The organism is Rhodococcus sp. JCM 9793, assembly GCF_055380405.1.
This window is the reverse complement of record NZ_AP043721.1, coordinates 3901299-3921585: the sequence shown is the minus strand read 5'-3', so window position 1 is coordinate 3921585 and position 20287 is coordinate 3901299. Positions and strand designations below refer to the sequence as shown.

19 protein-coding genes are annotated in these 20287 nt (G+C 65.0%); 10 read left to right on the top strand and 9 right to left on the bottom strand.

Annotation, left to right across the window (positions count from 1 at the left end; translation table 11 throughout):
- Positions 1 to 23: 23 nt before the first annotated feature.
- Together ACZ46K_RS20215 and ACZ46K_RS20210 are read left to right on the top strand one after the other, a co-directional pair.
- Positions 24 to 1043, top strand: a complete 1020-nt coding sequence (locus ACZ46K_RS20215; protein ID WP_054805710.1) for an Rv2578c family radical SAM protein — start codon at positions 24 to 26, stop codon at positions 1041 to 1043.
- A gap of 120 nt (positions 1044 to 1163) precedes the next feature.
- The gene (locus ACZ46K_RS20210) at positions 1164 to 3749 is read left to right on the top strand and encodes a multicopper oxidase domain-containing protein (protein ID WP_464744418.1); all 2586 of its coding nucleotides are present in this window, start codon (positions 1164 to 1166) and stop codon (positions 3747 to 3749) included.
- Positions 3750 to 3767: 18 nt separating this feature from the next.
- Here ACZ46K_RS20210 and mqo read toward each other — a convergent pair whose 3' ends face one another.
- Positions 3768 to 5171 (bottom strand): malate dehydrogenase (quinone), encoded by a 1404-nt coding sequence (gene mqo, locus ACZ46K_RS20205; RefSeq protein WP_054805698.1) that lies wholly within the window; start codon positions 5169 to 5171, stop codon positions 3768 to 3770.
- A 90-nt stretch (positions 5172 to 5261) separates the two neighbouring features.
- On the opposite strand from mqo, the gene ACZ46K_RS20200 reads away from it, so the two are divergent.
- Positions 5262 to 6170, top strand: coding sequence for a LysR substrate-binding domain-containing protein (locus ACZ46K_RS20200; protein WP_054805699.1), 909 nt, complete (start codon positions 5262 to 5264; stop codon positions 6168 to 6170).
- 13 nt (positions 6171 to 6183) lie between these two features.
- Here the strand turns inward: ACZ46K_RS20200 and ACZ46K_RS20195 are convergent, their stop codons facing one another.
- Positions 6184 to 6711, bottom strand: coding sequence for an acyl-CoA thioesterase (locus tag ACZ46K_RS20195; RefSeq protein WP_464744416.1), 528 nt, complete (start codon positions 6709 to 6711; stop codon positions 6184 to 6186).
- Positions 6708 to 7127: a glutaredoxin domain-containing protein gene (locus ACZ46K_RS20190; protein ID WP_464744414.1), complete on the bottom strand. Its 420-nt coding sequence runs from the start codon at positions 7125 to 7127 to the stop codon at positions 6708 to 6710. The genes ACZ46K_RS20195 and ACZ46K_RS20190 overlap by 4 nt, the downstream gene beginning before the upstream one ends.
- Positions 7128 to 7257: 130 nt before the next feature.
- Here ACZ46K_RS20190 and ACZ46K_RS20185 point away from each other — a divergent pair, with 130 nt between their 5' ends.
- Complete coding sequence (locus ACZ46K_RS20185; RefSeq protein ID WP_464744412.1) at positions 7258 to 7908, top strand: phosphatase PAP2 family protein; 651 nt, start codon at positions 7258 to 7260, stop codon at positions 7906 to 7908.
- Here ACZ46K_RS20185 and ACZ46K_RS20180 read toward each other — a convergent pair.
- The 3 genes from ACZ46K_RS20180 to ACZ46K_RS20170 all read right to left on the bottom strand — a co-directional run bounded on the left by ACZ46K_RS20180 (position 7868) and on the right by ACZ46K_RS20170 (position 9220).
- Positions 7868 to 8341, bottom strand: a complete 474-nt coding sequence (locus ACZ46K_RS20180; protein ID WP_054805701.1) for a carboxymuconolactone decarboxylase family protein — start codon at positions 8339 to 8341, stop codon at positions 7868 to 7870. The two genes, ACZ46K_RS20185 and ACZ46K_RS20180, sit on opposite strands and share 41 nt — an antisense overlap.
- Positions 8338 to 8667, bottom strand: coding sequence for a GNAT family N-acetyltransferase (locus ACZ46K_RS20175; RefSeq protein ID WP_054805702.1), 330 nt, complete (start codon positions 8665 to 8667; stop codon positions 8338 to 8340). Before ACZ46K_RS20175 ends, ACZ46K_RS20180 begins: the two co-directional genes overlap by 4 nt.
- A gap of 82 nt (positions 8668 to 8749) precedes the next feature.
- Positions 8750 to 9220 (bottom strand): MarR family winged helix-turn-helix transcriptional regulator, encoded by a 471-nt coding sequence (locus ACZ46K_RS20170; protein ID WP_464744410.1) that lies wholly within the window; start codon positions 9218 to 9220, stop codon positions 8750 to 8752.
- 110 nt (positions 9221 to 9330) lie between these two features.
- On the opposite strand from ACZ46K_RS20170, the gene ACZ46K_RS20165 reads away from it, so the two are divergent.
- The 3 genes from ACZ46K_RS20165 to ACZ46K_RS20155 all read left to right on the top strand — a co-directional run bounded on the left by ACZ46K_RS20165 (position 9331) and on the right by ACZ46K_RS20155 (position 11728).
- Entirely contained in the window at positions 9331 to 9834 is a 504-nt protein-coding gene (locus tag ACZ46K_RS20165) for a VOC family protein (RefSeq protein ID WP_054805703.1), read from the top strand.
- Between the two features lie 82 nt (positions 9835 to 9916).
- The gene (locus ACZ46K_RS20160) at positions 9917 to 10924 is read left to right on the top strand and encodes a pirin family protein (protein WP_054809570.1); all 1008 of its coding nucleotides are present in this window, start codon (positions 9917 to 9919) and stop codon (positions 10922 to 10924) included.
- An 18-nt stretch (positions 10925 to 10942) separates the two neighbouring features.
- On the top strand, positions 10943 to 11728 hold the full coding sequence (locus ACZ46K_RS20155) for a pirin family protein (protein ID WP_464744408.1): 786 nt from the start codon (positions 10943 to 10945) through the stop codon (positions 11726 to 11728).
- 27 nt (positions 11729 to 11755) lie between these two features.
- Here the strand turns inward: ACZ46K_RS20155 and ACZ46K_RS20150 are convergent, their stop codons facing one another.
- A complete protein-coding gene (locus tag ACZ46K_RS20150) occupies positions 11756 to 13261 on the bottom strand; it encodes a glycosyltransferase family 39 protein (protein ID WP_464744406.1) in 1506 nt (501 codons plus the stop codon).
- 79 nt (positions 13262 to 13340) lie between these two features.
- Here ACZ46K_RS20150 and ACZ46K_RS20145 point away from each other — a divergent pair, with 79 nt between their 5' ends.
- On the top strand, positions 13341 to 15215 hold the full coding sequence (locus ACZ46K_RS20145) for an SEC-C metal-binding domain-containing protein (RefSeq protein ID WP_464744404.1): 1875 nt from the start codon (positions 13341 to 13343) through the stop codon (positions 15213 to 15215).
- A gap of 14 nt (positions 15216 to 15229) precedes the next feature.
- On the opposite strand, the gene ACZ46K_RS20140 is transcribed toward ACZ46K_RS20145, so the two are convergent.
- Positions 15230 to 16243, bottom strand: a complete 1014-nt coding sequence (locus ACZ46K_RS20140) for a hemolysin family protein (RefSeq protein WP_054809575.1) — start codon at positions 16241 to 16243, stop codon at positions 15230 to 15232.
- Entirely contained in the window at positions 16236 to 17603 is a 1368-nt protein-coding gene (locus ACZ46K_RS20135; protein ID WP_464744402.1) for a hemolysin family protein, read from the bottom strand. Before ACZ46K_RS20135 ends, ACZ46K_RS20140 begins: the two co-directional genes overlap by 8 nt.
- Positions 17604 to 18421: 818 nt before the next feature.
- On the opposite strand from ACZ46K_RS20135, the gene ACZ46K_RS20130 reads away from it, so the two are divergent.
- Entirely contained in the window at positions 18422 to 18880 is a 459-nt protein-coding gene (locus ACZ46K_RS20130) for a PPOX class F420-dependent oxidoreductase (RefSeq protein ID WP_464744400.1), read from the top strand.
- Positions 18881 to 19102: 222 nt separating this feature from the next.
- A complete protein-coding gene (locus tag ACZ46K_RS20125) occupies positions 19103 to 20287 on the top strand; it encodes a winged helix DNA-binding domain-containing protein (RefSeq protein WP_464744398.1) in 1185 nt (394 codons plus the stop codon).

Sequence of the window (20287 nt, the reverse complement as noted above, 5' to 3'; positions counted from 1 at the left end):
CGTACGAGTGTTCGACTGTGGGTATGCGGTGGACGACGCAGGCGGTGGACGCGGACGACGGTGCGCTGCCCGGGCTCGAGCGCTCCGGTCTCGTACGGCGCGTGCAGACACCCGAATTCGACGGCATCACCTTTCACGAGGTGTTGTGCAAAAGTGCGCTGAACAAGACACCCGAGGCATCACGTCTACCGTTCGACTACACGGTCAACACGTTCCGTGGGTGCAGCCACGCGTGTCGCTATTGCTTCGCGCGACCGACCCACGAGTACCTCGACCTCGACGCCGGCCACGACTTCGACACCCAGCTCGTGGTCAAGACCAACGTCGCAGCTGTCCTTCGCCGCGAGCTTGCGCGCAAATCCTGGAAGCGTGAGCACGTGGCGCTCGGCACCAACACCGATCCGTATCAGCGTGCCGAAGGTCGATATCGGTTGATGCCGGGCGTCATCGGGGCCCTCGCGGAATCCGGCACGCCGTTCTCGATTCTGACGAAAGGTACGCTCCTCCGGCGCGACCTGCCGTTGATCGCGCTCGCGTCGCGTCAGGTCGACGTCCGTGTGTCCGTCTCGCTGGCGATCGGCGACCACGAACTGCAACAGCAGATCGAGCCTGGCACGCCGTCCCCGAAGGCCAGGCTCGACCTGATTCGCGCGATCGCCGATGCCGGGATGTCCTGTCATGTGATGGTCGCTCCCGTCATCCCGTTTCTCACGGATTCGAAGCAGCACCTCGAGGGTCTCTTCGCTGATCTCGCAGCCGCGGGTGCGTCCGGAGTCACCGTGATCCCGATGCATCTACGCGGATCCACCCGCGGATGGTTTCTGTCCTGGATGAGTGCGGAACATCCCGCCCTGCTACCGAGGTATCGGCGGCTCTACGGTCGAGGGGCCTACGTCTCCCCGGAGTACACCCGCTGGCTCGATGCCCGAGTGGATCCACTCGTCGAGCGGTACGGGCTCGCCGGTCGGCAACCGGCGCATCGAGGCGCTGAGACCCCGGCCTCCCCGAAATCTGAACCGGTCGGTCCTCCCACGCTCTTCTGATGTGCGAAACCCGGTGCATAGAGGAATTGGTCGGGCGCCTTCGAGGAATTCGGTCACCTGCCGAGCGGGTTCTACGACACTAAGTAGTATTCGCGGTCGGGGCAGTCCTACCATCGAGCCGTGACCACCACACAACCGGTCGAGCGACCCAAGAGTTGGCATCAGCGCGCGGGTATGCCCGTGCGAGTGTGGCTCGTGGTACTCATCCTCGCCGGGCTCACGCATCCGTTCCTTCCTGAGTCGCGATGGCTGCTCGTGCATCTGTTCACCCTGGGCGCAGTCACCAACTCGATCGTGGTGTGGTCGCAGACTCTTGCCGAACGCTTCCTGGGATATCGCCTCCCCGAATCGGAGCGGGGGCCTCAGCTCGTCAAGATCTACCTCCTCAATGCAGGCATCGTCGTCACGATCATCGGTGTCGTCGGCGGGTGGTTCCCCGTCACCCTCATCGGAGCGGTGCTCATCGGAGCGATGGTGGCGTGGCATGCGATCTCGCTGCTGTTATTGATCCGGCGAGCGCAGCGCGCGAGAGTCGAGGCGGGTGACAGCCCGGCGGAGCACGCGCAGAGCGTGTGGTTTCTTGTCGCCTCGTCGGCGATGTTGCCGTTCGGCGCCGGATTCGGCGCGGTGTTGGCGTACGGGGCAACCGAGCAGGCAGAAGCCGGATTCCTTCTGGCCCACCAGGCCATGAATCTGCTCGGGTTCCTGGGTCTGGCCGCCGCGGGTGTGCTCACCGTGATGTACCCGAATCTGATCGGGATGGACAAGGCCGGTGTGGAGCGACGTCCCGCGGCTCTGGCGATCCTGCTCGTCGGTATCGCCGCACTGATGGTGGGTGCCTTGACCGGGTACCCGCTTCTCGCCGCGGCCGGATGCGCGGCCTATCTTGCCGGGTGGATCGTGGTGGCCGGACCGCTGTTGCGTGGCGCCCTCTCGCATCCGCCTGATGGATATGCTGCCGCGTCCGTGACCGCGGCGATGTTGTGGCTGCTCGGGTCGCTTGCGGTCCTGGCGATTGTGCTCGCGACCGGTCCGATGGTTCCCGACCGGGCAACGCTGATGACCGTTCCCTTCCTCGCCGGATTCGCGGCGCAACTGCTGTTCGGCGTCATGAGCCATCTGCTGCCCACGCTGATGGGCGGGGGACCCGCCGTCGTCGGTCGCGGCGTCGACAAGATGAATCGGTGGTGGGTCTGGCGAATCGTCGTCATCAACATCGGTCTGTTGCTGTTCCTGCTGCCACTCGAGAGTTGGATGCGGGTCGGGGTCACCGCGCTGGTCATGCTCGCATTCGTGATGTTCCTGCCGGTCATGATCACCAGTGCCAAGGCGTCGGTGGCGGGTCGTCGGGCGGTGATGTCGGGGCGGACCGTACCCGACTACGTCCCGGCCATCCATCAGCGTGGGCTTCAGGCGACCTCCGCGTTGGCGTGCCTCGCGCTCGTGGCCGCCGTCATGTCGGGTATCGGTGGGGGTATCGGTGGTCAGGACGCATCGGCCGGTGTCACCCCGACCGGGAACACCACCGAAATCCACATCGAAGCCGTCGGGATGCGCTTCACACCCGAATCCGTCACCGTTCCGGCAGGTGATCGTCTCGTCCTCACCGTCGTGAACTCCGACGATCAGGTGCACGATCTGGTTCTCGCGACCGGACACGACACCGGCAGGCTGGCGCCCGGCGAGTCGTCGACCCTCGATGTCGGAGTGGTCGGCGCCGATATCGACGGGTGGTGCTCGATCGTCGGGCATCGGCAGCAGGGCATGGCGTTCCGTATCGTCGCTGAAGGCGGGGACGACGTCACGGTCCACCACCACGGCGCGGCAGCCGGAGCGCCGACGGTGGACCTCGCCGCCGAACCCGACGCGGATTTCGTGGCCCGCGACCCGTTGCTCGCGCCCGCACCCGACGGGACGACACATCGGTACACCTTCGAGATCACCGAAGTTCCTGGTGAATACGCCGTGGGTGTACCGCAGGCGATGTGGACGTACAACGGACAAGCGATGGGCCCGACCCTGCGGGGGAGGGTCGGCGACATCTTCGAGATCACGATGGTCAACCACGGCAGTATGGGGCACTCCATCGATTTCCATGCCGGCATGGTCGGACCCGACGGACCGATGCGCACGATCAACCCGGGTGAGGAGCTGATCTATCGCTTCCGTGCCGAGCACAGTGGAATCTGGCTGTACCACTGCGCGACTGCGCCGATGGCTGTTCACATCGCTGCCGGGATGTTCGGCGCCGTCGTCATCGACCCGCCGAGCCTTGCAGCGGTCGACGCGGAATACCTCATGGTGCAGTCGGACGCCTATCTCGGCGACGGGGAGGTCGATGCTGTGAAGGTTGCCGCAGGCACTCCGGATCTGGTGATGTTCAACGCGTTCGCCGACCAGTACGTGCATCGTCCACTGCACGCCGAGGTCGGCGACCGCCTGCGTATCTGGGTCCTCGATGCCGGTCCCAACGAGTCGGTCGGCTTCCACATCGTCGGGACCCAATTCGACACCGTGTACAAGGAGGGCGCCTACCTGTTGCGTGCCGGCGACCCGGACAGCGGGGGCTCGCAGGTCCTCGATCTCGCGGTCGCGCAGGGCGGGTTCGTCGAAGTCCAGTTCGTCGAACCCGGCACCTACACGTTCCTCGATCATCGGATGTTCGACGGCGACCGCGGCGCGATGGGCAGGATCGTCGTCGGATGACGCAGGAATACAGTCGGATCACGCTGCGTCGTGAGACCGGTTCGGCATCAGATTGCCGAGCGCGGATGCCCATGGGTCCTGCCGGTCGGGGAAACACCGTGTGAGCAGATCGACCATGACGGCAGGGGCGATGGACGCTCCCGGTGACGCACCGAGAAGTCCCGCGATCGTCCCGTCGGCGCTCGTGACGAGCTCGGTTCCGAATGTCAGTACGCCGTGGCCGTGCTCGTCCGGCTTGATGAGCTGTGCACGCTGTCCGGCCTGCACGAGGTACCAGTCAGCGGGATCTGCGCCCGGGTAGAACCGGAGGAGTTGCGCGAACTTGCGGTGCTTCGACGAGGCGAGTTGCCCGAGGAGGTATCGCACGAGAGCCAGGTTGCGCAGGCCCGCGGTGACCATCACGGCGGCGTTGCGCAGGCGGATCGTGCGGAACAGGTCGGACAGCCGGCCGTGTCGGAGTAGCCGGGTGCTGAATGTTGCGTACGGTCCGAACATCAATGACCGTGTCCCGTCGACCACGCGCACGTCGAGGTGCGGCACCGACATCGGCGGAGCACCGACGTCGGCCTGGCCGTAGACCTTCGCGTCGTGCCGTGCGACGACCACCGGGTTGTCGGTGCGAAAGAACTGTGCGCCGACGGGGAACACGGCGTATCCACGCACCTCATCGACCCGGGCCTTCTGGAGCAACTCCAGTGCGTAGCCGCCGGCACCGACGAAGACGAACCGTGATGTGAGACGGAAACCTTGCCCACTTGCCCGGTCTCGACCGGTGATCACCCACAGTCCGTCGTCGCAGCGGTGCAGCCGAGTGACTTCGTGGTGCAGACGTACGTCGGTGCCGCGGGTCGCGATGTCGTCGACGAGCCATCTGGTCAGTGCACCGAAATCGACGTCGGTGCCGGCGTGGTGGCGTGAGGCGGCCATGGGTCCGGTGTGGGTGCGGCCCTCGACCAGCAGGGGAGCCCACTCGCGGATGGTCTCGGGGTCCTCGGTGAATTCCATGTCGGAGAACGTCGGCGATGTCCGCAGGGTGTCGACCCGGGCGCGCAGGTATTCGACGTCTCGTTCGCCGAACACGATGTCCATGTGCGGTGCGGGAGTGAGGAACTCCGGCATGGTGTCATCGGCTGCCAGTGACGACCAGAACCGTCGGGAGAGGCAGAATCGGTGCGCGATGTCCTGCGCTGTCGCGCCGTCGGTGGGGTCGGGCATGTAGTTGAGTTCCGCGTAGCCGGAGTGTCCGGTGCCGGCGTTGTTCCATGCGCTGGAACTCTCACCGGCGATTTCGTCGAGGCGCTCGAGGAGGACTATCGAGGCGTCGGGTTCGAGGCGGGACATCATGGCGCCGAGGGTGGCGGACATGATCCCGCCTCCGATCAGGACGACATCGTGGATGGTGTCGGATGTGTTGTCGCTCATGGGAAACACTCCTTCTCTCGCTGGTGTCCCCAGCTTCCTCCGCAGATATCAATCCGTCCAATGAGATATTTTGTGGATTATCATCCGAATATGGATGGATACAGGTCGGGTCGGATCGCCGAGATCGTGCCACTGCTCGCAGCGTTCGACACCGCCGCGACGGAAGGACACATCACTCACGCGGCCGCTGTCCTCGGTGTGCCGCAGTCGTCACTGAGCAGGCGACTGAAATCGCTCGAGCAGATCCTCGGGGTGGCGCTGTTCCAGCCGGTCGGTCGGGGTGTCGCACTGACCGCTGCTGGTCGCGAACTGCACGAACGTACCCGCGGCGTGGTCCGGGTGCTCGACGACGCAGTGAATGTCGTACACAGCAACGCTGACCCCGACAGTGGATCGGTCCGTTTCGGGTTTCCCCTCACGCTCGGCCCGGTGAGCATTCCCTCGCTGCTCGCCGAATTCCACGACACGGCACCGCGCATCCGGTTCGGTCTCGTCCAGGCTCACGGCGAAGCGCTGTGCGCGATGGTCCGCGAGGGTCGTCTCGATCTCGCCGTCGTGATTCCACCCCCGGACGATCTGGCTGTCGTGCTACTCGGGAAGCAACGGATTCTGCTGTATGTCGCCCCGTCGCATCGGCTTGCCGACCGTGGCGAGGTCGACCTCACAGACCTCGCCGCAGAGCACTTCATCGCGAATCCGCCCGTATTCCACCTGCGTCGACTTCTCGATTCCTGGTGCAAGGAGGCAGGGTTCGTTCCGAACGTCGCATTCGAGATCGGTGAGTTCGAGACGGCCCGCGCACTCGTCGCACAGGGGTTGGGTGTTGCGTTGTTGCCGGCGTCCGTGTCCCGCGACGACCTCGTCGGGATTCCGTTGACGGGCAACCGGGACCGCGACATCGGGCTCGTCAGCGGACACCACCGCCCGACTCCGGCCGTCGCGCGGTTGCACGAACACATCGTGCGCAGAGCGGGAGCGTTCGTTCCGGGAGGACGGTGATCGGCAGAGACGATCAGTTCGGGAGATCGAGCAGATACTTGTCGAGCACAGCGCGCACCTCGTCGGAGATCGGCGCCGCACCGCCTTCCGGTTTCGTGCCGACGTCGATGGAGGTCGCCAGCGCAACGCACCGGCCGTGCTGGAACAGCGCCGAGCCGAGTACCAGCGACGAGGTACCCACCTTCGACACGCCGGTGGAGATCACGACTTCGTGGGGATAGAAGACCTCGGCGAGATAATCTATCTCGATCCGGGCCAGCACCGCGCGTTCGAACGCGGGTCCGCCGAGAGCGGAGGTGAGTTCCTCCATCACGAGGACACGGGCCTGCTCGAAGTATCGGGCGATAGAGACGTTGTTGACGTGCCCGAGCGCGTCGACGTCACCGAACAACGGAGTGACTGCACGGCGCAGCGGATACAGGTCCTGCGACAGTCGTCGCGGATCGTGGCGCATCGAGGGTTCGGCCTTTCGCGTGCAGGTGTGATCGTCGGTCCACGATACCCGGGGTGAGACGAGGGAGGCGGCGTCGATCTCGCTCAACGGAGTTGCGCGCGCATCCACTCGGGGGCGGGGTTGCTGTGCGCACTCCCTGCCACGAACACGGTCGGCACGGTCTCGTTTCCGTCGTTGACCTCGCGGACCCGTTCTGCCGCTGCGGGGTCGCGCCAGATGTTCACCCAGATCGCACGATCGGCGCGGCGAAGCAGGGATGCCCGCAGGCGCATGCAGAACATGCACCCCGGGCGCCAGTAGATCACCGGAGTGTTCGTATCGGCGGCCTCGCGGCGAGCGGTCGCATCGTCGACATGGCGCGGGAAGACCAACGGAGATCCGATCCAGGCGAGCGCGAGCAGGACGACCGTGATGGCGATCGAGGCCGGGGTGAGCGCTCCGGTTGTCAGAACGAGCACCGCGACTGCGACGATCGCCAGCGACGGAACCCAGGTTCTCCACATGGGCCACAGCGTACTGGCGCTCGCATCTCGGGTGAGTCGGACTCGGAGAGGGCAAGCCGCCACGCTAGCGTTGTCGATCATGGTTGTCACCGAGCGTTCACCTCGTATACCCCCGAGGTTGGTCCAGTCGATGCTTCTACCTGCCATGCCGACCGCGGTCGTCCTGGCACTGCTCGCTGTGGCGGCGGTGCCCGTCCGTGATGAGCTCTATCTCGCGATCGCGCAGACATTCGAAGCGTCGTTCCTGGGACCGGCAGCGGGGGTCGTCGCAGACAAGGGGCTGCTTGTCCTCGTGGCCACCGCAGGTGTACTCGCCGTGTGGTCCTGGCGCGAGGATCGACGCGCTTTCCGCACTCTCGTGGTCGCCGGGACCGGGGTGATCGCCGCATACCTGCTCAGCGAATTCATCAAGCTGGTGGTGACCGAACCGCGGCCGTGTCGGACTCTGGGTATCGCGACCGTTCTGGAGTGTCCGGAGATCGGTGACTGGTCATGGCCGTCGAATCATTCCGTGATCGCAGCATCGTTCGCCACCGCGTGTGTGCTCGCCGTCCGACGGTCACTCTGGTTCGTCGCCCCGCTGGCTACGGTTCTCGGACTCTCGCGCGTGACCGTCGGCGTGCACTACGTACACGACGTGTTCTCGGGTATGGCGTTGGGTGTGCTGGTGGTCTCGTTGGTGACCGCGGCGCTACTCCCGGTAGCGGCTCGGATCGGAGGACGCTCAGGATCCGAGCAGGTCAGGCCTTCCAGTCGTCCTGGCGAACTCGGTGGCGGCTGAGAATCGAAATGCGATTGAACGAGTTCATGGCAATCGCGACCCAGATGATCGCGGAGAGTTGCTCGTCGTTCAATGCCGTCCGCGCCTCGGCGTAGCGGCAGTCCTGTTCGTACGACGACGGCAGGGTGGTCACCAGTTCGGCGAGTGTCAGCGCGGCGCACTCCGCGTCGGTGAACAGGTCGGTGTCGCGCCATGCGGGCAGTACGGCGAGGCGCTGGGCCTTCTCGCCCGCTTTCAGTGCGTCACGAATATGCACGTCGAGGCAGTAGGCACACCCGTTGATCTGCGACACACGGATATTGACGAGCTCGGCGAGCTTCCGATCGAGGCCCGCCTCACTCACGGCGTCCCGGACAGCGACCGCGACGGCCACTTGCGCGCGGTATACCGGTCGGGTCTGCTTGTCGATGGAGATGCGCTCGGCGTGGTTCATGCCGGTCCACCGGGCCGGTCGACGATGCTGTCGTAGTCGTGGTGCTTGGTCACGTACTTCGCGACGTACGGGCATACCGGAACGATGCGCCCGCCGTGTGACGCGACGTCGTCGAGAGCGAACTTCACGAGGCGGCCGGCGAGGCCGAGACCGCCGTAGTTCTCGTCCACCTCGGTGTGGACGAATACGCGCTGGGTGCCTTCACCTGCGCGGTAGTCGGTGTGTCCGATGACGGTGTCGCCTTCGAGGATCTCGTAGCGGTTCCGCTGGGGATTGTGGGAGACGGTGATATCGGCGAGGCGGGGATCGGGGGTGTCCGTGGGCATTTCTGCATCCTTCCGGAAATCGCGGTCGGCTTCGAGCGTAGCTGCGAGGGGGCGAAGTGTCGGTCGTGTGCGTGTTCGACGGTCAGGTGGTGCTCCTGCGTTCCTGCATGTGGTCGCGCATGGTGGTGAAGGCGTCGGCCATCACGGTGATGTCGTCGGGGGAGAGGACGTCGAACATCGTTGCGCGTACCGCGGCGACATGACCGGGGCCGGCGTCGGCGAGTGTCGCGGCGCCCTTGTCGGTCAATGCGGCCCAGGCACCGCGCTTGTCGGATTCGCATTCGACGCGTTGCACCCACCCGGCGGCCTCCATTCGGGTGATCGCGCGGGTGATGCCGCTTCGTGTCGTGGTGCTTGCGTCGGAGAGTTCTCGCATCCGAAGCCTGCGGTCTTCTGCTTCGGAGAGCAGGACGAGAATCTCGTAATCGGCGAACGAGATCCCTGAGTCGCGCACCAGCTGCTTGTCCAGGTCCTGGATGAGCATGCGGGTGGCGTCGAGGTAGGACCGCCACAACCGATGTTCATCGTGGGTCAGCCAACTTGTCGGTTCCATACCTCAACCGTAGCAGGTAGTTGACGACGCAACTATCACTCTGTCATGATGGTTGAGAGATCAACTAGTTCGGCAGGTGTCCGCTGCCGGTGAGTGGAAAGAGGGCCGACATGACCGCCACCGCGCAGGTCCATGATTCGTTCGCGCAGCGACGCGAGGAGATCCGGGAGCGCTATCTGCGGCCTGAGGGCTCACGTCCGGAATCGTCGGCGCGCGGATTGCACCACACGGCGATCGTGAGCAGCGACGTCGAACGCACCGTGAAGTTCTATCAGGAACTGCTCGAATTCCCGCTGGTCGAACTCATCGAGAACCGCGACTATCCCGGATCGTCTCATTTCTTCTTCGGCATCGGCAACGGAAACCTCTTGGCGTTCTTCGACTTCCCCGGACTCGATGTCGGCTCCTACCGGGAGGTGCTGGGCGGATTGCATCACATCGCGATCAGCATCGAACCCTCGAAGTGGGAATACCTGCGCGACAAGCTCGTCGCTGCCGGGATCGAACTCGTCGAACACAGCGAAGTCTCGCTGTACTTCCCGGGCCCCGACGGCGAACGTCTCGAGCTCATCGCCGATCCGCTCGGAGAAATGTACGGCTCGACCATCCTCTGAGTCGACGCCGGCCGGTATATGCAGCGCCGGTAGCGCAGACTGAACCATGAGTTCCGCACCAGACCGGAAGGCCACGATCGAGATGAGCAACACGGACGCCACCCCCACCGAGATCCTCTGCCAGGCCGAGAACCATCCGGTCGGCGACACCCGGAATCCACGCGTCGAGATCATCACCTCACGCGAGGTGCCGCTCGGTGGTCCGCGTGCCATGCCCGTGCGACGCACGCTGCCCCAACGACAACGCTCACTCATCGGCGCGTGGTGTTTCGTCGACCATTACGGACCCGACGACGTCTCCGTCACCGGCGGCATGGACGTCGCGCCTCACCCTCATACCGGTTTGCAGACCGTGAGCTGGCTGTTCACCGGGGAGGTCGAGCACCGGGACAGCAACGGGGTGCACGCCATGGTGTTGCCGGGCGAGGTGAATCTGATGACCGGTGGCCACGGGATCTGCCACTCGGAGGTCTCGACACCGGCGACGACCACTCTTCACGGCGTCCAGCTGTGGGTGGCGCTGCCCGACTCCGACCGCGACACCCCACGCGACTTCCAGCACCACGTGCCCGAACCCATCGACCTCGGCGGCGGCACCGGCAGAGTCTTCCTCGGTAGCCTCGCCGGTGACACCTCACCCGTGCACACCTTCACACCGCTGCTCGGTGTCGAGATCACCGTCGACCCCGCCGCCACCATCACGTTCGACGTCGACCCCGAGTTCGAACACGGAGTCCTCGTCGACACCGGAGAAGTGGCACTCTTCGACACCGTCCTGCAACGAGCAGCGCTCGGCTACGTCGGCACCGGCGTACCCAGGCTGACCCTGACCAACCGCACCGGCGAACCCGCTCGCCTGATCCTGCTGGGAGGGACACCGTTCGGCGAGGAGATCGTCATGTGGTGGAACTTCGTCGCTCGTTCCCACGACGAGATCGTCGCCTACCGCGACGCGTGGCAGAACGAATCCGACAGATTCGGAAGCGTCGAAGGCTACGTGGGCGACGTCGCGCGTTTGCCGGCACCGAGTCTGCCGAACGCGCAGATCCGCCCCCGTCGCAACCCGCCCACCGTAGATCCGAACTGCTGACCCGGAGAACCGATCATCATGAACACCACCGTCCACGAACCTCGCCTCGATGTCCGCCGTGCAGACGACCGACTGAAGACGAAGATCGCCTGGCTCGATTCGAAGCATTCCTTTTCCTTCGGTCATCACTACGACCCCGCAAACACTCACCACGGTGTTCTGATGGTCAACAACGACGACATCGTCACACCCGGCCAGGGCTTCGACACGCATCCCCATCAGGACATGGAGATCGTCACCTGGGTCCTCCAGGGTTCACTCGTCCACCAGGATTCGACCGGCCATTCCGGCGTCATCTACCCAGGTCTGGCTCAGCGCATGACTGCCGGCTCCGGAATTCTCCATTCGGAGAAGAACGACTCGTGGCGCTTCGACGGCGCCACCGGCCTGCACTCCGAGCAGCACGACACACCGGTGCACTTCGTCCAGATGTGGGTGCTGCCCGACGAATCCGGGGTGACCCCGGGATACGAGCAACTCGAGATCGACCACGAACTGCTCTCCGGAGGCCTCGTTCCCGTCGCCTCCGGAATGAAGGACCACGCCGGCCATGCGGCGATCCGTATCCGGAATCGACATGCGGCGCTGCACGTGTCGCGGATGCAGCCCGGGAACCCGGTATCACTTCCCGACGCACCGTTCCTGCACGTGTTCGTCGCGCGCGGCAACGCTGCCCTCGAAGGTGTCGGGCTGCTCGCTGAAGGAGACGCAGTGCGCGTCAGCGGCGGCGGTGGGCAACAACTGATCACCGACACCGGCGCCGAAGTTCTCGTATGGGAGATGCACGCCACAGTCGGAGGTTGAATCCAACCCGCGGGTCTACGGACTGCCCTAACCGATGGTCTGCAGCCGCGGCCACATCTCGTCCCACGACGAGGTGCGGTCGCGGCACACCCATATCGTCTCGCCTTGTTCGTCGTTGTCGAGATCGACGCCGTTGTCGACGCGCGCGGCCGGTGTCACCGACCCGAACCAGCGGCGCAGCACCGATTCGTCGAACCCGACCGCGATGACGGTGCGCGCGGACTCGGGCGGCGGGCCCCACGACGCGTAGCTGTTGTGCCCGCTGTACGCGGGCGGCAGAACGACATGTGACGAATACAGATCGATCGCGCCGGCCTCGCCGTAGTTCCCGCCGAGAAAGACGGTGTGGGGGAGTTCATGCGTGGGTAAGGCGGCGTAGACGCCGGCGACAGTGCCTGCGAATTCGGGCCAGCCCACGGTTTCCCCCGCGTCGTAGTTCAGCGCCGCGATCGGGGTCTCGTGCAGATCCTCCGCGGAAACGAGTGGGAGGAACAGGAACGCCGAGGTTACGGCGCTCAACGCCAGCGCGGCACCCACCAGCCCTGCCCGAAGCGTCGTGTGTGCCCAGCGCACGGTCGGCGCCGCCCCGGCGGCAAGCAGGATCGGGAACATCCCGGCCGAATAGTACGGTTTGCCGCCGGTCACCAGGAAGAGGATCGCGAGCAGCGCGTACGCAACGGCGAATGCCCGGTAGGTTCGCACAGCGGGATCGTGCGTGAGCCGCCAGAGACCGGCGATCCATACCGGCGCCAGCCAGATGCTCACCAGCACCAGCTGGAACGGCAGAAACAGCCACCGTGATTCGCTCGTCCCCGAGCTTCCCGCGGCGATCGCGGTCGACAATTCGAGTTGCGGCCATCCGTGCCCGGCCTGCCAGATCAGGTACGGCGACCACACCACCACTGCGGCGAGCACACCCGCGGGGACCCACGCGGTGCGCAGCGCCGAACGGGGTCCGGCTGTCAGCACTCCGATGAACACGGCGAGGAGGAAGAAGGCGACGAGCATCTTGTTCTGCAAGGCGATTCCCGCCGTCACGCCGACGAGTAACCAGGTGGGTCCGCCATCCCGCAGGGCACGCACCAACAGCCAACTCAGAATCGTCCACGCGAGCAGATCGAACGTGGAGGTCGACAACAGATGCCCCACACCTGCGAGATACGCCGACACCGACATGCACGCGGCTGCGAGTACCGCGGTCGTGCGACTCGCCTCGAACTCGCGCGCTATCAGGCCGGTACACAACACGATCAGGCCTGCAGCGAGCGCAGAGAACACGCGCAGACCCACCGGGGACTCACCGAAGAGCTCGGACGCAGCCCGTGCGAACAGTGGTGTGAGCGGCGGTTGATCGACGTATCCGAACGCCGGTTCCTGCCCTGCACGAACGAAATACAATTCGTCACGGTGATATCCGTACCGGCCCGCGGTGGCGAGCAGCACGAGCGAGACGAGCAGACCGAGGCCTGTGAGCCATGGCCACACCACCGTAGGTTCACGCGACGGTGCCGGTCGAGGTCGTGATGTCGTCATGGTGTGTCGCCATCCCTCGACGGTCGGGTCGTGTGCAGAGCCCATCGTGCCTGTCGGGTGGCCGCCGTAGGCTCAAAATGTGCACTCTTCTTCCAGGGACCTCTCTGCCGCCTCGACAACACTGCTCCGGGAGAACGGCCCGCATACCCTCTCGGAGCTTGTTGCAGCGCTCTCCGACCGAGGCTTCGGCGACCCCGCGCAGATCGAGGCCGCGATCGAACTCGACGATGCCCTCGTCGACCCCGTGATCACCGAGCTCCGGGACGGGCGCTACGTCGCACTCGACGCCCTGCTCGACGGGCGCGTCTTCACCCATCGGCTCACCGTGGACGAAATCGCGGCGAATGCGCTCGAGATGTTCGACGTGTTGCTACCTGCCCTGATCCTGCCGAACGACCCGCCGATCAGCGTGGGCATTCCCGGGATCCACGACGAGATTCTCGCGTCCCGTTCACTGACCGACACGCCCTGGGCGCAATTCGGGGTCGTCGTCCTGCCCGAGGACTTCCTGACTCCGCACAGGGCCGGCGACCTCGTCGCCCTCACCGTCCGACACGGTGAGGTCACCGTCGACCGGGTCGGAGACGAACCGGCACCGGGCACGCTCGGTGCGTGGGTAGCGGCGATGTCGGAACGCACACGCGACTCCGACCTCTACATCGAACTCGATCTGCTCGAAGCGCTCGTCGCCGATCCGCAACTGGCTCGCGACACGTGCACCCCGCTGAGCGAACAACTCGCCGACACAGGATTCGAACGTACCGGCAACAAGCTGATCCGGACGGACACGGCACCCGCCCCGAGTCAGGTCGAACAGGAGGCCGCCGCATCCGAGTGGTTCGGTAAGGCGTTCGGTCTGGACGCCGCCTCGGCGCACGCCGCCACGCGCTTTCTGGCACTTCTGATGTCGTGGTCACTCGAGGAAAGGGACGTCGACTTTTCACTCGAGGCGTACCTGGACGAGTACTTCGAAGAACCCGACACAGCGACACCACTGGCGGATCCGGCCGTTGCACAACTGGTGTCGGACGAAGCTCTGCTGCGGCTCGGAATCGAGTCGTACGAGATGGCACAGGCGGCTGATCAGCTTCTGCGCCGCGGGCCTCGCGTCACCCGCGCTGCCGCACACTGGATGATCGGACGGGCCGAACTCGCCCGCGGCGACGTGATCGAGGCCGAACGACGCTATCAGCTCGCAACATCGGAGAATCCCGGCTTCGCACCGGCACTGGAAGACCTCGCGACCTTCGCGGCGATGCGAGGCGATGCGACCGCGGGTCTGCTGTTGCTCGAGCGCACCGCCACCGGAACGCAGCACGCGATGTATCCGTTCCTGCAGCATTTCAAGCCGGTCGAGCACCCCGAGTTGGGCCGTAACGACCGCTGCTGGTGCGGCTCCGGCCGCAAGTACAAGGTGTGCCATCTCGGTAAGAGCGACACCCCGCTCGGGCATCGCGCCGTGTGGCTGTATGCGAAGGCCGGTCTGATCATCGACCAACCGCGCTGGCAACGGCTTTTCGCCGAGGTCGATCGGGCCAACGACGACGTGCGGTTGGTATCGGACGTCGTGTTGTTCGACGGTGGAGCGTTCGACGATTTCGTCGAACGCTGGGCCACAGTACTTCCCGACGACGAACTCGACCTCGCGCATCGGTGGCGTGGTGCGCCGCTCATCATGGGCGTAGTCGTCGAGGTGCGTCCCGGAGACGGGTTCACCGTCCGCGATGGGAGAAGCGGTGAGACCCGGAGTGTGATGGACCGGACGGTGGGAGATGACGTGAGCGTCGGCGACACCGTCGTGGTCCGGCCACTCCCGGTCGGCGACGAGTGGCACAACTACATCGGGGTCCACCCGGTCGCAGACGATCGTCGCGAAGAGATGCGCGACCTCCTCGACGCACCGGAGCTGTCCCCGAAGGCCCTGGGGCGGGTGCTCGGGGACAGCGACCGGTGACGTCGAAGGAACACTCAGGCGGTGTCGTGCTCCGCCGGGAGCAGTCGTGCCAGAACGTCGGTGAGAGTGATCAGCCCGACCACCCGACCGTCGTCGGTCACCGTCGCCAGATGATTCCGGGTCTCGCGCATCGTGCCCAGCGCTTCGTACACCGGAATCGCAGCATCGAGGGTGAGCGCCGGCCGCATCAGGTCTCCGGCGGTCACTCCGTCACCGGCCTGCAGACTGTCGCGCACATGCACGACCCCGTCGATATGACCGTTTCCGCGCACGAGAAGGCGTAGGTGTCCGGTGCGGCGGACCGTGTCCTGGATCTCCTCTGCGGTCGCTTCCGGTGGGACGCTGCTCGGTCGTGCTGCAGGCGTGACGATATCGCCCACCGTGAGGGTCTGGAGTTCGAGTGCGCTCGTAAGATGGCCGTGGTATCGCTCGTCGAGTGTCCCTACCGTGGCGGAGTGCTCGACCAGGTGACGCAGTGCGTCGGGGTCCTGACCCGACGCCACCTGGTCCACCGCTTCGACGCCGAGCTTGCGCAGAACCCAGTTCGCCATGTGGTTGAGCTGCACGATGAGCGGTCGCGTGACCCACATGAATGCACGCATGGGAAGTGCGAGCATCGTCGCGGACTTCTCCGGGTGCGCGATGGCCCACGACTTCGGCGCCATCTCGCCGACCACCAGATGCAGGAATGTGACGATGATCAGTGCCAACACGAACCCGGCGACGTCGGCCAACCACAACGGCGCACCCCACGCTTCGAACGCCGGGGTGAGCCAATGATGCACCGCAGGTTTGGTGATCGCACCGAGAGCCAGCGTGCACACGGTGATACCGAGCTGAGACCCGGCGAGCAACACCGACAGTTCCGACGCGCTGCGTAATGCTGCGCGAGCAGAACGGCTCTGTGGCGCAGCATCTTCCAGTCGGTGTCGGCGTGCGGCTATCAATGCGAACTCGACGGCGACGAAGAACGCGCTCGCCGCGATCAACACTACGGTCGTGACCGCAACCACCCAGGGATTACTCATCGTCGTTCACCTCGTCGGTCTGCAGTGTCACGAACACCGACGACGGAACATGCTTGTCGACTGCGCGTACCTCGGCAACGAGATACTTCGCGGGAGGCGCCGACTCGTGCACGAGGTCGGCCGGGTCCGGGTCGACGGCGACAGTCACCGTGTCGCCCACCTCGGGAAGCCCACCGAACTCGGCGATCACCAGGCCCGCGAGAGTCTCGTAATCCCCTTCGGGAAGGACGGCGTCCAGCGTGCGGATCACTTCGTCGAGGTGCGCGTCGCCGCGGATGAGCCAACCGTCGCCCGAGCGTGTGATCACCTGTGTCTCGACTGCGGGGTCGTGTTCGTCGGCGATCTCGCCGACAAGTTCCTCGGCGATGTCCTCGACGGTGACGACACCGGCGAAACCACCGTATTCGTCGATCACCAACGCCATCTCCTCGCCCTCGGTATTCAAGTGCTCGAGCACGCCGGGCAGTGCCAGGGTCGTCGGAACGATCACCGCGGGCCTGCACCACTGTCGTGCTGTGCCGGTCGGATCCTCGACGGCCAGCAGGTCGTGCAGATGCACGACACCGCGGACGTCGTCCGACGAGGTGCCGGCAACCGGATAACGGGTATGGCCGGTGCCCATCTTGGTGAGGACACTGGCGACGGATTCGTCGATGTCGACGAAATCAACCCGGGCTCGGGGGATCATCGCGTGCTCGGCGGTACGGGTCGGGAAGTCGAGGATTCGGTCGAGGAGCTTCGACAGCTCTGCAGGAAGCTCGCCGGTGTCGCGGGATTCCGCGACGATGTGCTCGAGGTCGCGGGGTGTCGCCGAATGCTCCACGTCGTGGACCGGCTCGATACCCAACGCTTTCAACAGCAGGTTCGACGAGGCGTCGAACATGCGGATCAACCAACCGAAGATCTTCAGGTACACGGTGGTGGACAACGCGAGCCAACGAGCGACCGGTTCGGGGCGGGCGATCGCGAGGTTCTTGGGGACGAGCTCACCGAACACCATTTGGACCACTGTCGAGAACAGCACCGCAAGTACAGTGCCCACTGCGACACCGACGGCAGTAGGCACCCCCACACCGCCGAGCAACTCGCCGAGGCCACTTCCGATCAGAGGCTCAGCGACGTAGCCGACGAGCAGACCGGTGACGGTGATACCGAGCTGCGCGCCGGAAAGCATGAAGGAGGTGCGGCGCGTGACCGACAGGACACGCGCAGAGGACTTGTCTCCGCTTTCGGCGCGGGCCTTCATCCGCGAGCGGTCGACCGCCATGTAAGCGAATTCCTGGGCCACGAAGTAGCCGGTCAGAGCGGTGATGGCCAGGACGACGAAAATTCCGAAGGCGATCCCGAGTGCGGTCAGCATCCGGGATACCGGGTTCCGGGAACGAACCGGGGTTCAGGGACGGGGTGATCGTCCACAGACGGGGCGGGTCTTCGAGGTTTGCGCTTGGCGCGTCTCATAGTTCTCTCTGTGTGTATTCGCGGACAGATGCTCATCCAGGATAAGGGTCCCTACGCCGGTGGGGCGTATCGACGGCCCTCGAGGAGGCGGCTCGGCGCTCTGCTGCAGTGTCTTCGGGAGTCGAGGGACCGTCGAAGAACGCCGGGTGAAGGTGTGAAGAACACTCGGTTGCAGCGTCCCGCGAAAGAATGATCACCGAGTTGGTGGATTATTAGGTTTGTCCGATGTGCCGAATTCGGGCGGTGGAAATTCTACTCGGCGATGTGTAAAACGATCTTCTGCAACATTGTTCGAGATCAATTTTTCGATTGCGATAGAGTTCGCGGCGAATAGAGAGGTGCTGTGCAGCGTCGACCGTTCTACCTGCTGAAAGATAGATCGTTGCACAGTTGTGATCGGTCCGTGATTCGATTCACGCAAGCGGAATGTGATGTGAAACTCAGTGCGTCCGCGATGCGGGATCCGGAATTTCTGGTAACAATTGACCTGCGTTCGTTACCGCGATCGCACCGCTGTTGATTCTCCACAGATGGGATTTACATCATGCTCGCTGATCTGGCCGAATTCTTCGTCAACGCCGCCGACCTCTTCGGTGCACTCGACTTCTTCAGTGGTTCCGCTGAGGGAATCAGCAGCGCCCAGCAGTAACGCTGTCGACGAGCGGACCCGCGGGCTCTTGCCTGCGGGTCCGAGTCGTTTCGGCGCCTATCGTGGACGTCATGGCAATCGCAACCACTGACCATGTCTCACGCGACGAGTTGCTCGACTTCATCCGACCCCGCCACCGGGGAGTGCTGATCACGTGGCGGGAATCCGGCGCACCGCAGGTCTCGCCCGTGACGCTCGGCGTCGACGACGACGGCAGGATCGTCATCGCGACCTATCCGCAGCGGGCCAAGTCGGCGAATCTGCGCCGCACTCCGCGCGCGACCGTGTGCATCCTGTCCGACGAGTTCAACGGCGCCTACGTGCAGGTCGATGGCACTGCGGAAGTGCTCGACATGCCCGACGCCGTCGAGTCGCTCGTCGACTACTTCCGTTGCATCTCCGGCGAGCACTCGGACTGGGACGAATACCGCGACGCTATGCGCGCGCAGAACAAGTCGCTCATCCGGATCTCCATCGACTCATGGGGTCCCATCGCTACAGGTGGATTCCCACCGGAACTTCAGCGCTGACTGCGCGGCTCACCGGTGATCGGATTCCGGATGCTGCGGGCGGTAGAGCCCTTGGGTGGTGCGCCGCATCGGCCGGTCTCGTCGGTCGTGGCGACGATACAGAACGGTGATGCGGCAAGCCGATCCGCGTCGTACGGGTGCAACCTCGCACGTACCTTGTGCGCCGCGCGGAAGGCCGGCTCGCAGACAATGCATGTCGATGCCCGCATCTAAAGTGAGCGCATGGTGCTACGGACTGTCGACGTCGGTGAACGCAGAGCACGCCTCGCGGCCCGCCACCGCATTGCCCCGGCGCATCGCGCGCCCGATGCAGTCGAAGCTGCCAGGAGCATGGTGTGCCTGCACGGCACCGACCCGGCAACCGTGTACCTCTCGGCGTGGTCGCGCGTCGACGACTTCTCCGTGGCCGAACTCGAGGACGCCTTCTACGAGGACCGAACTCTGGTCAAGCACCTCGCGATGCGCCGCACCGTCTTCGTGTTTCCGCGCGCGGTACTGCCGGCTGCGCAGGCCGGTGCAAGCAACCGGGTGGCAGCCGCCCAGCGTCGCAGCGTGATCAAAGACGTCGAACGCGCCGGGTTGCACCGGGACGGCGCACAGTGGCTCGACGAGGCCACCGAGAGTGTCCTCGATGCCCTGGCCGGTGCTCGGGAAGCCACCTCATCCGAATTACGTTCCGAAATACCGATTCTCGACGCATCGATCGACTACGGAATCGGAAAATCGTGGGGCGGGAAGGTTCCCTTCGCGCCGCGCGTGATGACGGTGTTGTCGGCCTCGGGCCAGGTGGTCCGGGCCTCCAACAACGGGCCATGGCGCATCTCGCGACCGAACTGGGCACGCACTGCCGCGTGGTTGGGGGAGGAGATCGAACCACGGAGCGAATCGGAAGGACTTCGCGACCTCGTCGAGATGTGGCTGCGCGCCTTCGGTCCGGGCACCGAAGCCGACATCAAGTGGTGGCTCGGCTCGACGGTCAGAGGGGTCCGGGCGGCCCTGACCGAACTGGAGGCCGTGGAAGTGGATCTCGAGGGACGTACCGGCTACTTGCTTCCCGCCGACCTCGACCGTGCTCCGGCTGTCGAACCGTGGGGTGCACTGTTGCCGTCGCTCGATCCCACGACGATGGGCTGGTTCGAACGCGAGTGGTATCTCGGCCCCTACAAGCAGCAACTCTTCGACACCAGTGGAAACGCGGGACCGACGGCGTGGTGGGACGGCAGGATCGTCGGCACGTGGTGGCAGACCGACGACGGCGCAGTTCGACTCCACATGCTCGAAGATGCAGGGAAGGAAGCCACGGAATTCCTCACCGACGAAGCGGCGCGGCTCGAGGAATGGCTCGGTGGTGTGCGGGTGATGCCGAGATTCCCGTCACCCCTCGCCAAGGCCTTGGCAGCCGGGTAA

Bases quoted from the DNA above. Each gene is read 5' to 3' on its own strand.
- ACZ46K_RS20215 (WP_054805710.1), top strand. From the start codon at position 24: ATGCGGTGGACGACGCAGGCGGTGGACGCGGACGACGGTGCGCTGCCC.
- mqo (WP_054805698.1), bottom strand. From the start codon at position 5,171: ATGAGCGACAACACATCCGACACCATCCACGATGTCGTCCTGATCGGA.
- ACZ46K_RS20200 (WP_054805699.1), top strand. From the start codon at position 5,262: ATGGATGGATACAGGTCGGGTCGGATCGCCGAGATCGTGCCACTGCTC.
- ACZ46K_RS20190 (WP_464744414.1), bottom strand. From the start codon at position 7,127: ATGTGGAGAACCTGGGTTCCGTCGCTGGCGATCGTCGCAGTCGCGGTG.
- ACZ46K_RS20185 (WP_464744412.1), top strand. From the start codon at position 7,258: ATGCTTCTACCTGCCATGCCGACCGCGGTCGTCCTGGCACTGCTCGCT.
- ACZ46K_RS20180 (WP_054805701.1), bottom strand. From the start codon at position 8,341: ATGAACCACGCCGAGCGCATCTCCATCGACAAGCAGACCCGACCGGTA.
- ACZ46K_RS20175 (WP_054805702.1), bottom strand. From the start codon at position 8,667: ATGCCCACGGACACCCCCGATCCCCGCCTCGCCGATATCACCGTCTCC.
- ACZ46K_RS20170 (WP_464744410.1), bottom strand. From the start codon at position 9,220: ATGGAACCGACAAGTTGGCTGACCCACGATGAACATCGGTTGTGGCGG.
- ACZ46K_RS20165 (WP_054805703.1), top strand. From the start codon at position 9,331: ATGACCGCCACCGCGCAGGTCCATGATTCGTTCGCGCAGCGACGCGAG.
- ACZ46K_RS20160 (WP_054809570.1), top strand. From the start codon at position 9,917: ATGAGCAACACGGACGCCACCCCCACCGAGATCCTCTGCCAGGCCGAG.
- ACZ46K_RS20155 (WP_464744408.1), top strand. From the start codon at position 10,943: ATGAACACCACCGTCCACGAACCTCGCCTCGATGTCCGCCGTGCAGAC.
- ACZ46K_RS20150 (WP_464744406.1), bottom strand. From the start codon at position 13,261: ATGACGACATCACGACCTCGACCGGCACCGTCGCGTGAACCTACGGTG.
- ACZ46K_RS20140 (WP_054809575.1), bottom strand. From the start codon at position 16,243: ATGAGTAATCCCTGGGTGGTTGCGGTCACGACCGTAGTGTTGATCGCG.
- ACZ46K_RS20135 (WP_464744402.1), bottom strand. From the start codon at position 17,603: ATGCTGACCGCACTCGGGATCGCCTTCGGAATTTTCGTCGTCCTGGCC.
- ACZ46K_RS20130 (WP_464744400.1), top strand. From the start codon at position 18,422: ATGGCAATCGCAACCACTGACCATGTCTCACGCGACGAGTTGCTCGAC.
- ACZ46K_RS20125 (WP_464744398.1), top strand. From the start codon at position 19,103: ATGGTGCTACGGACTGTCGACGTCGGTGAACGCAGAGCACGCCTCGCG.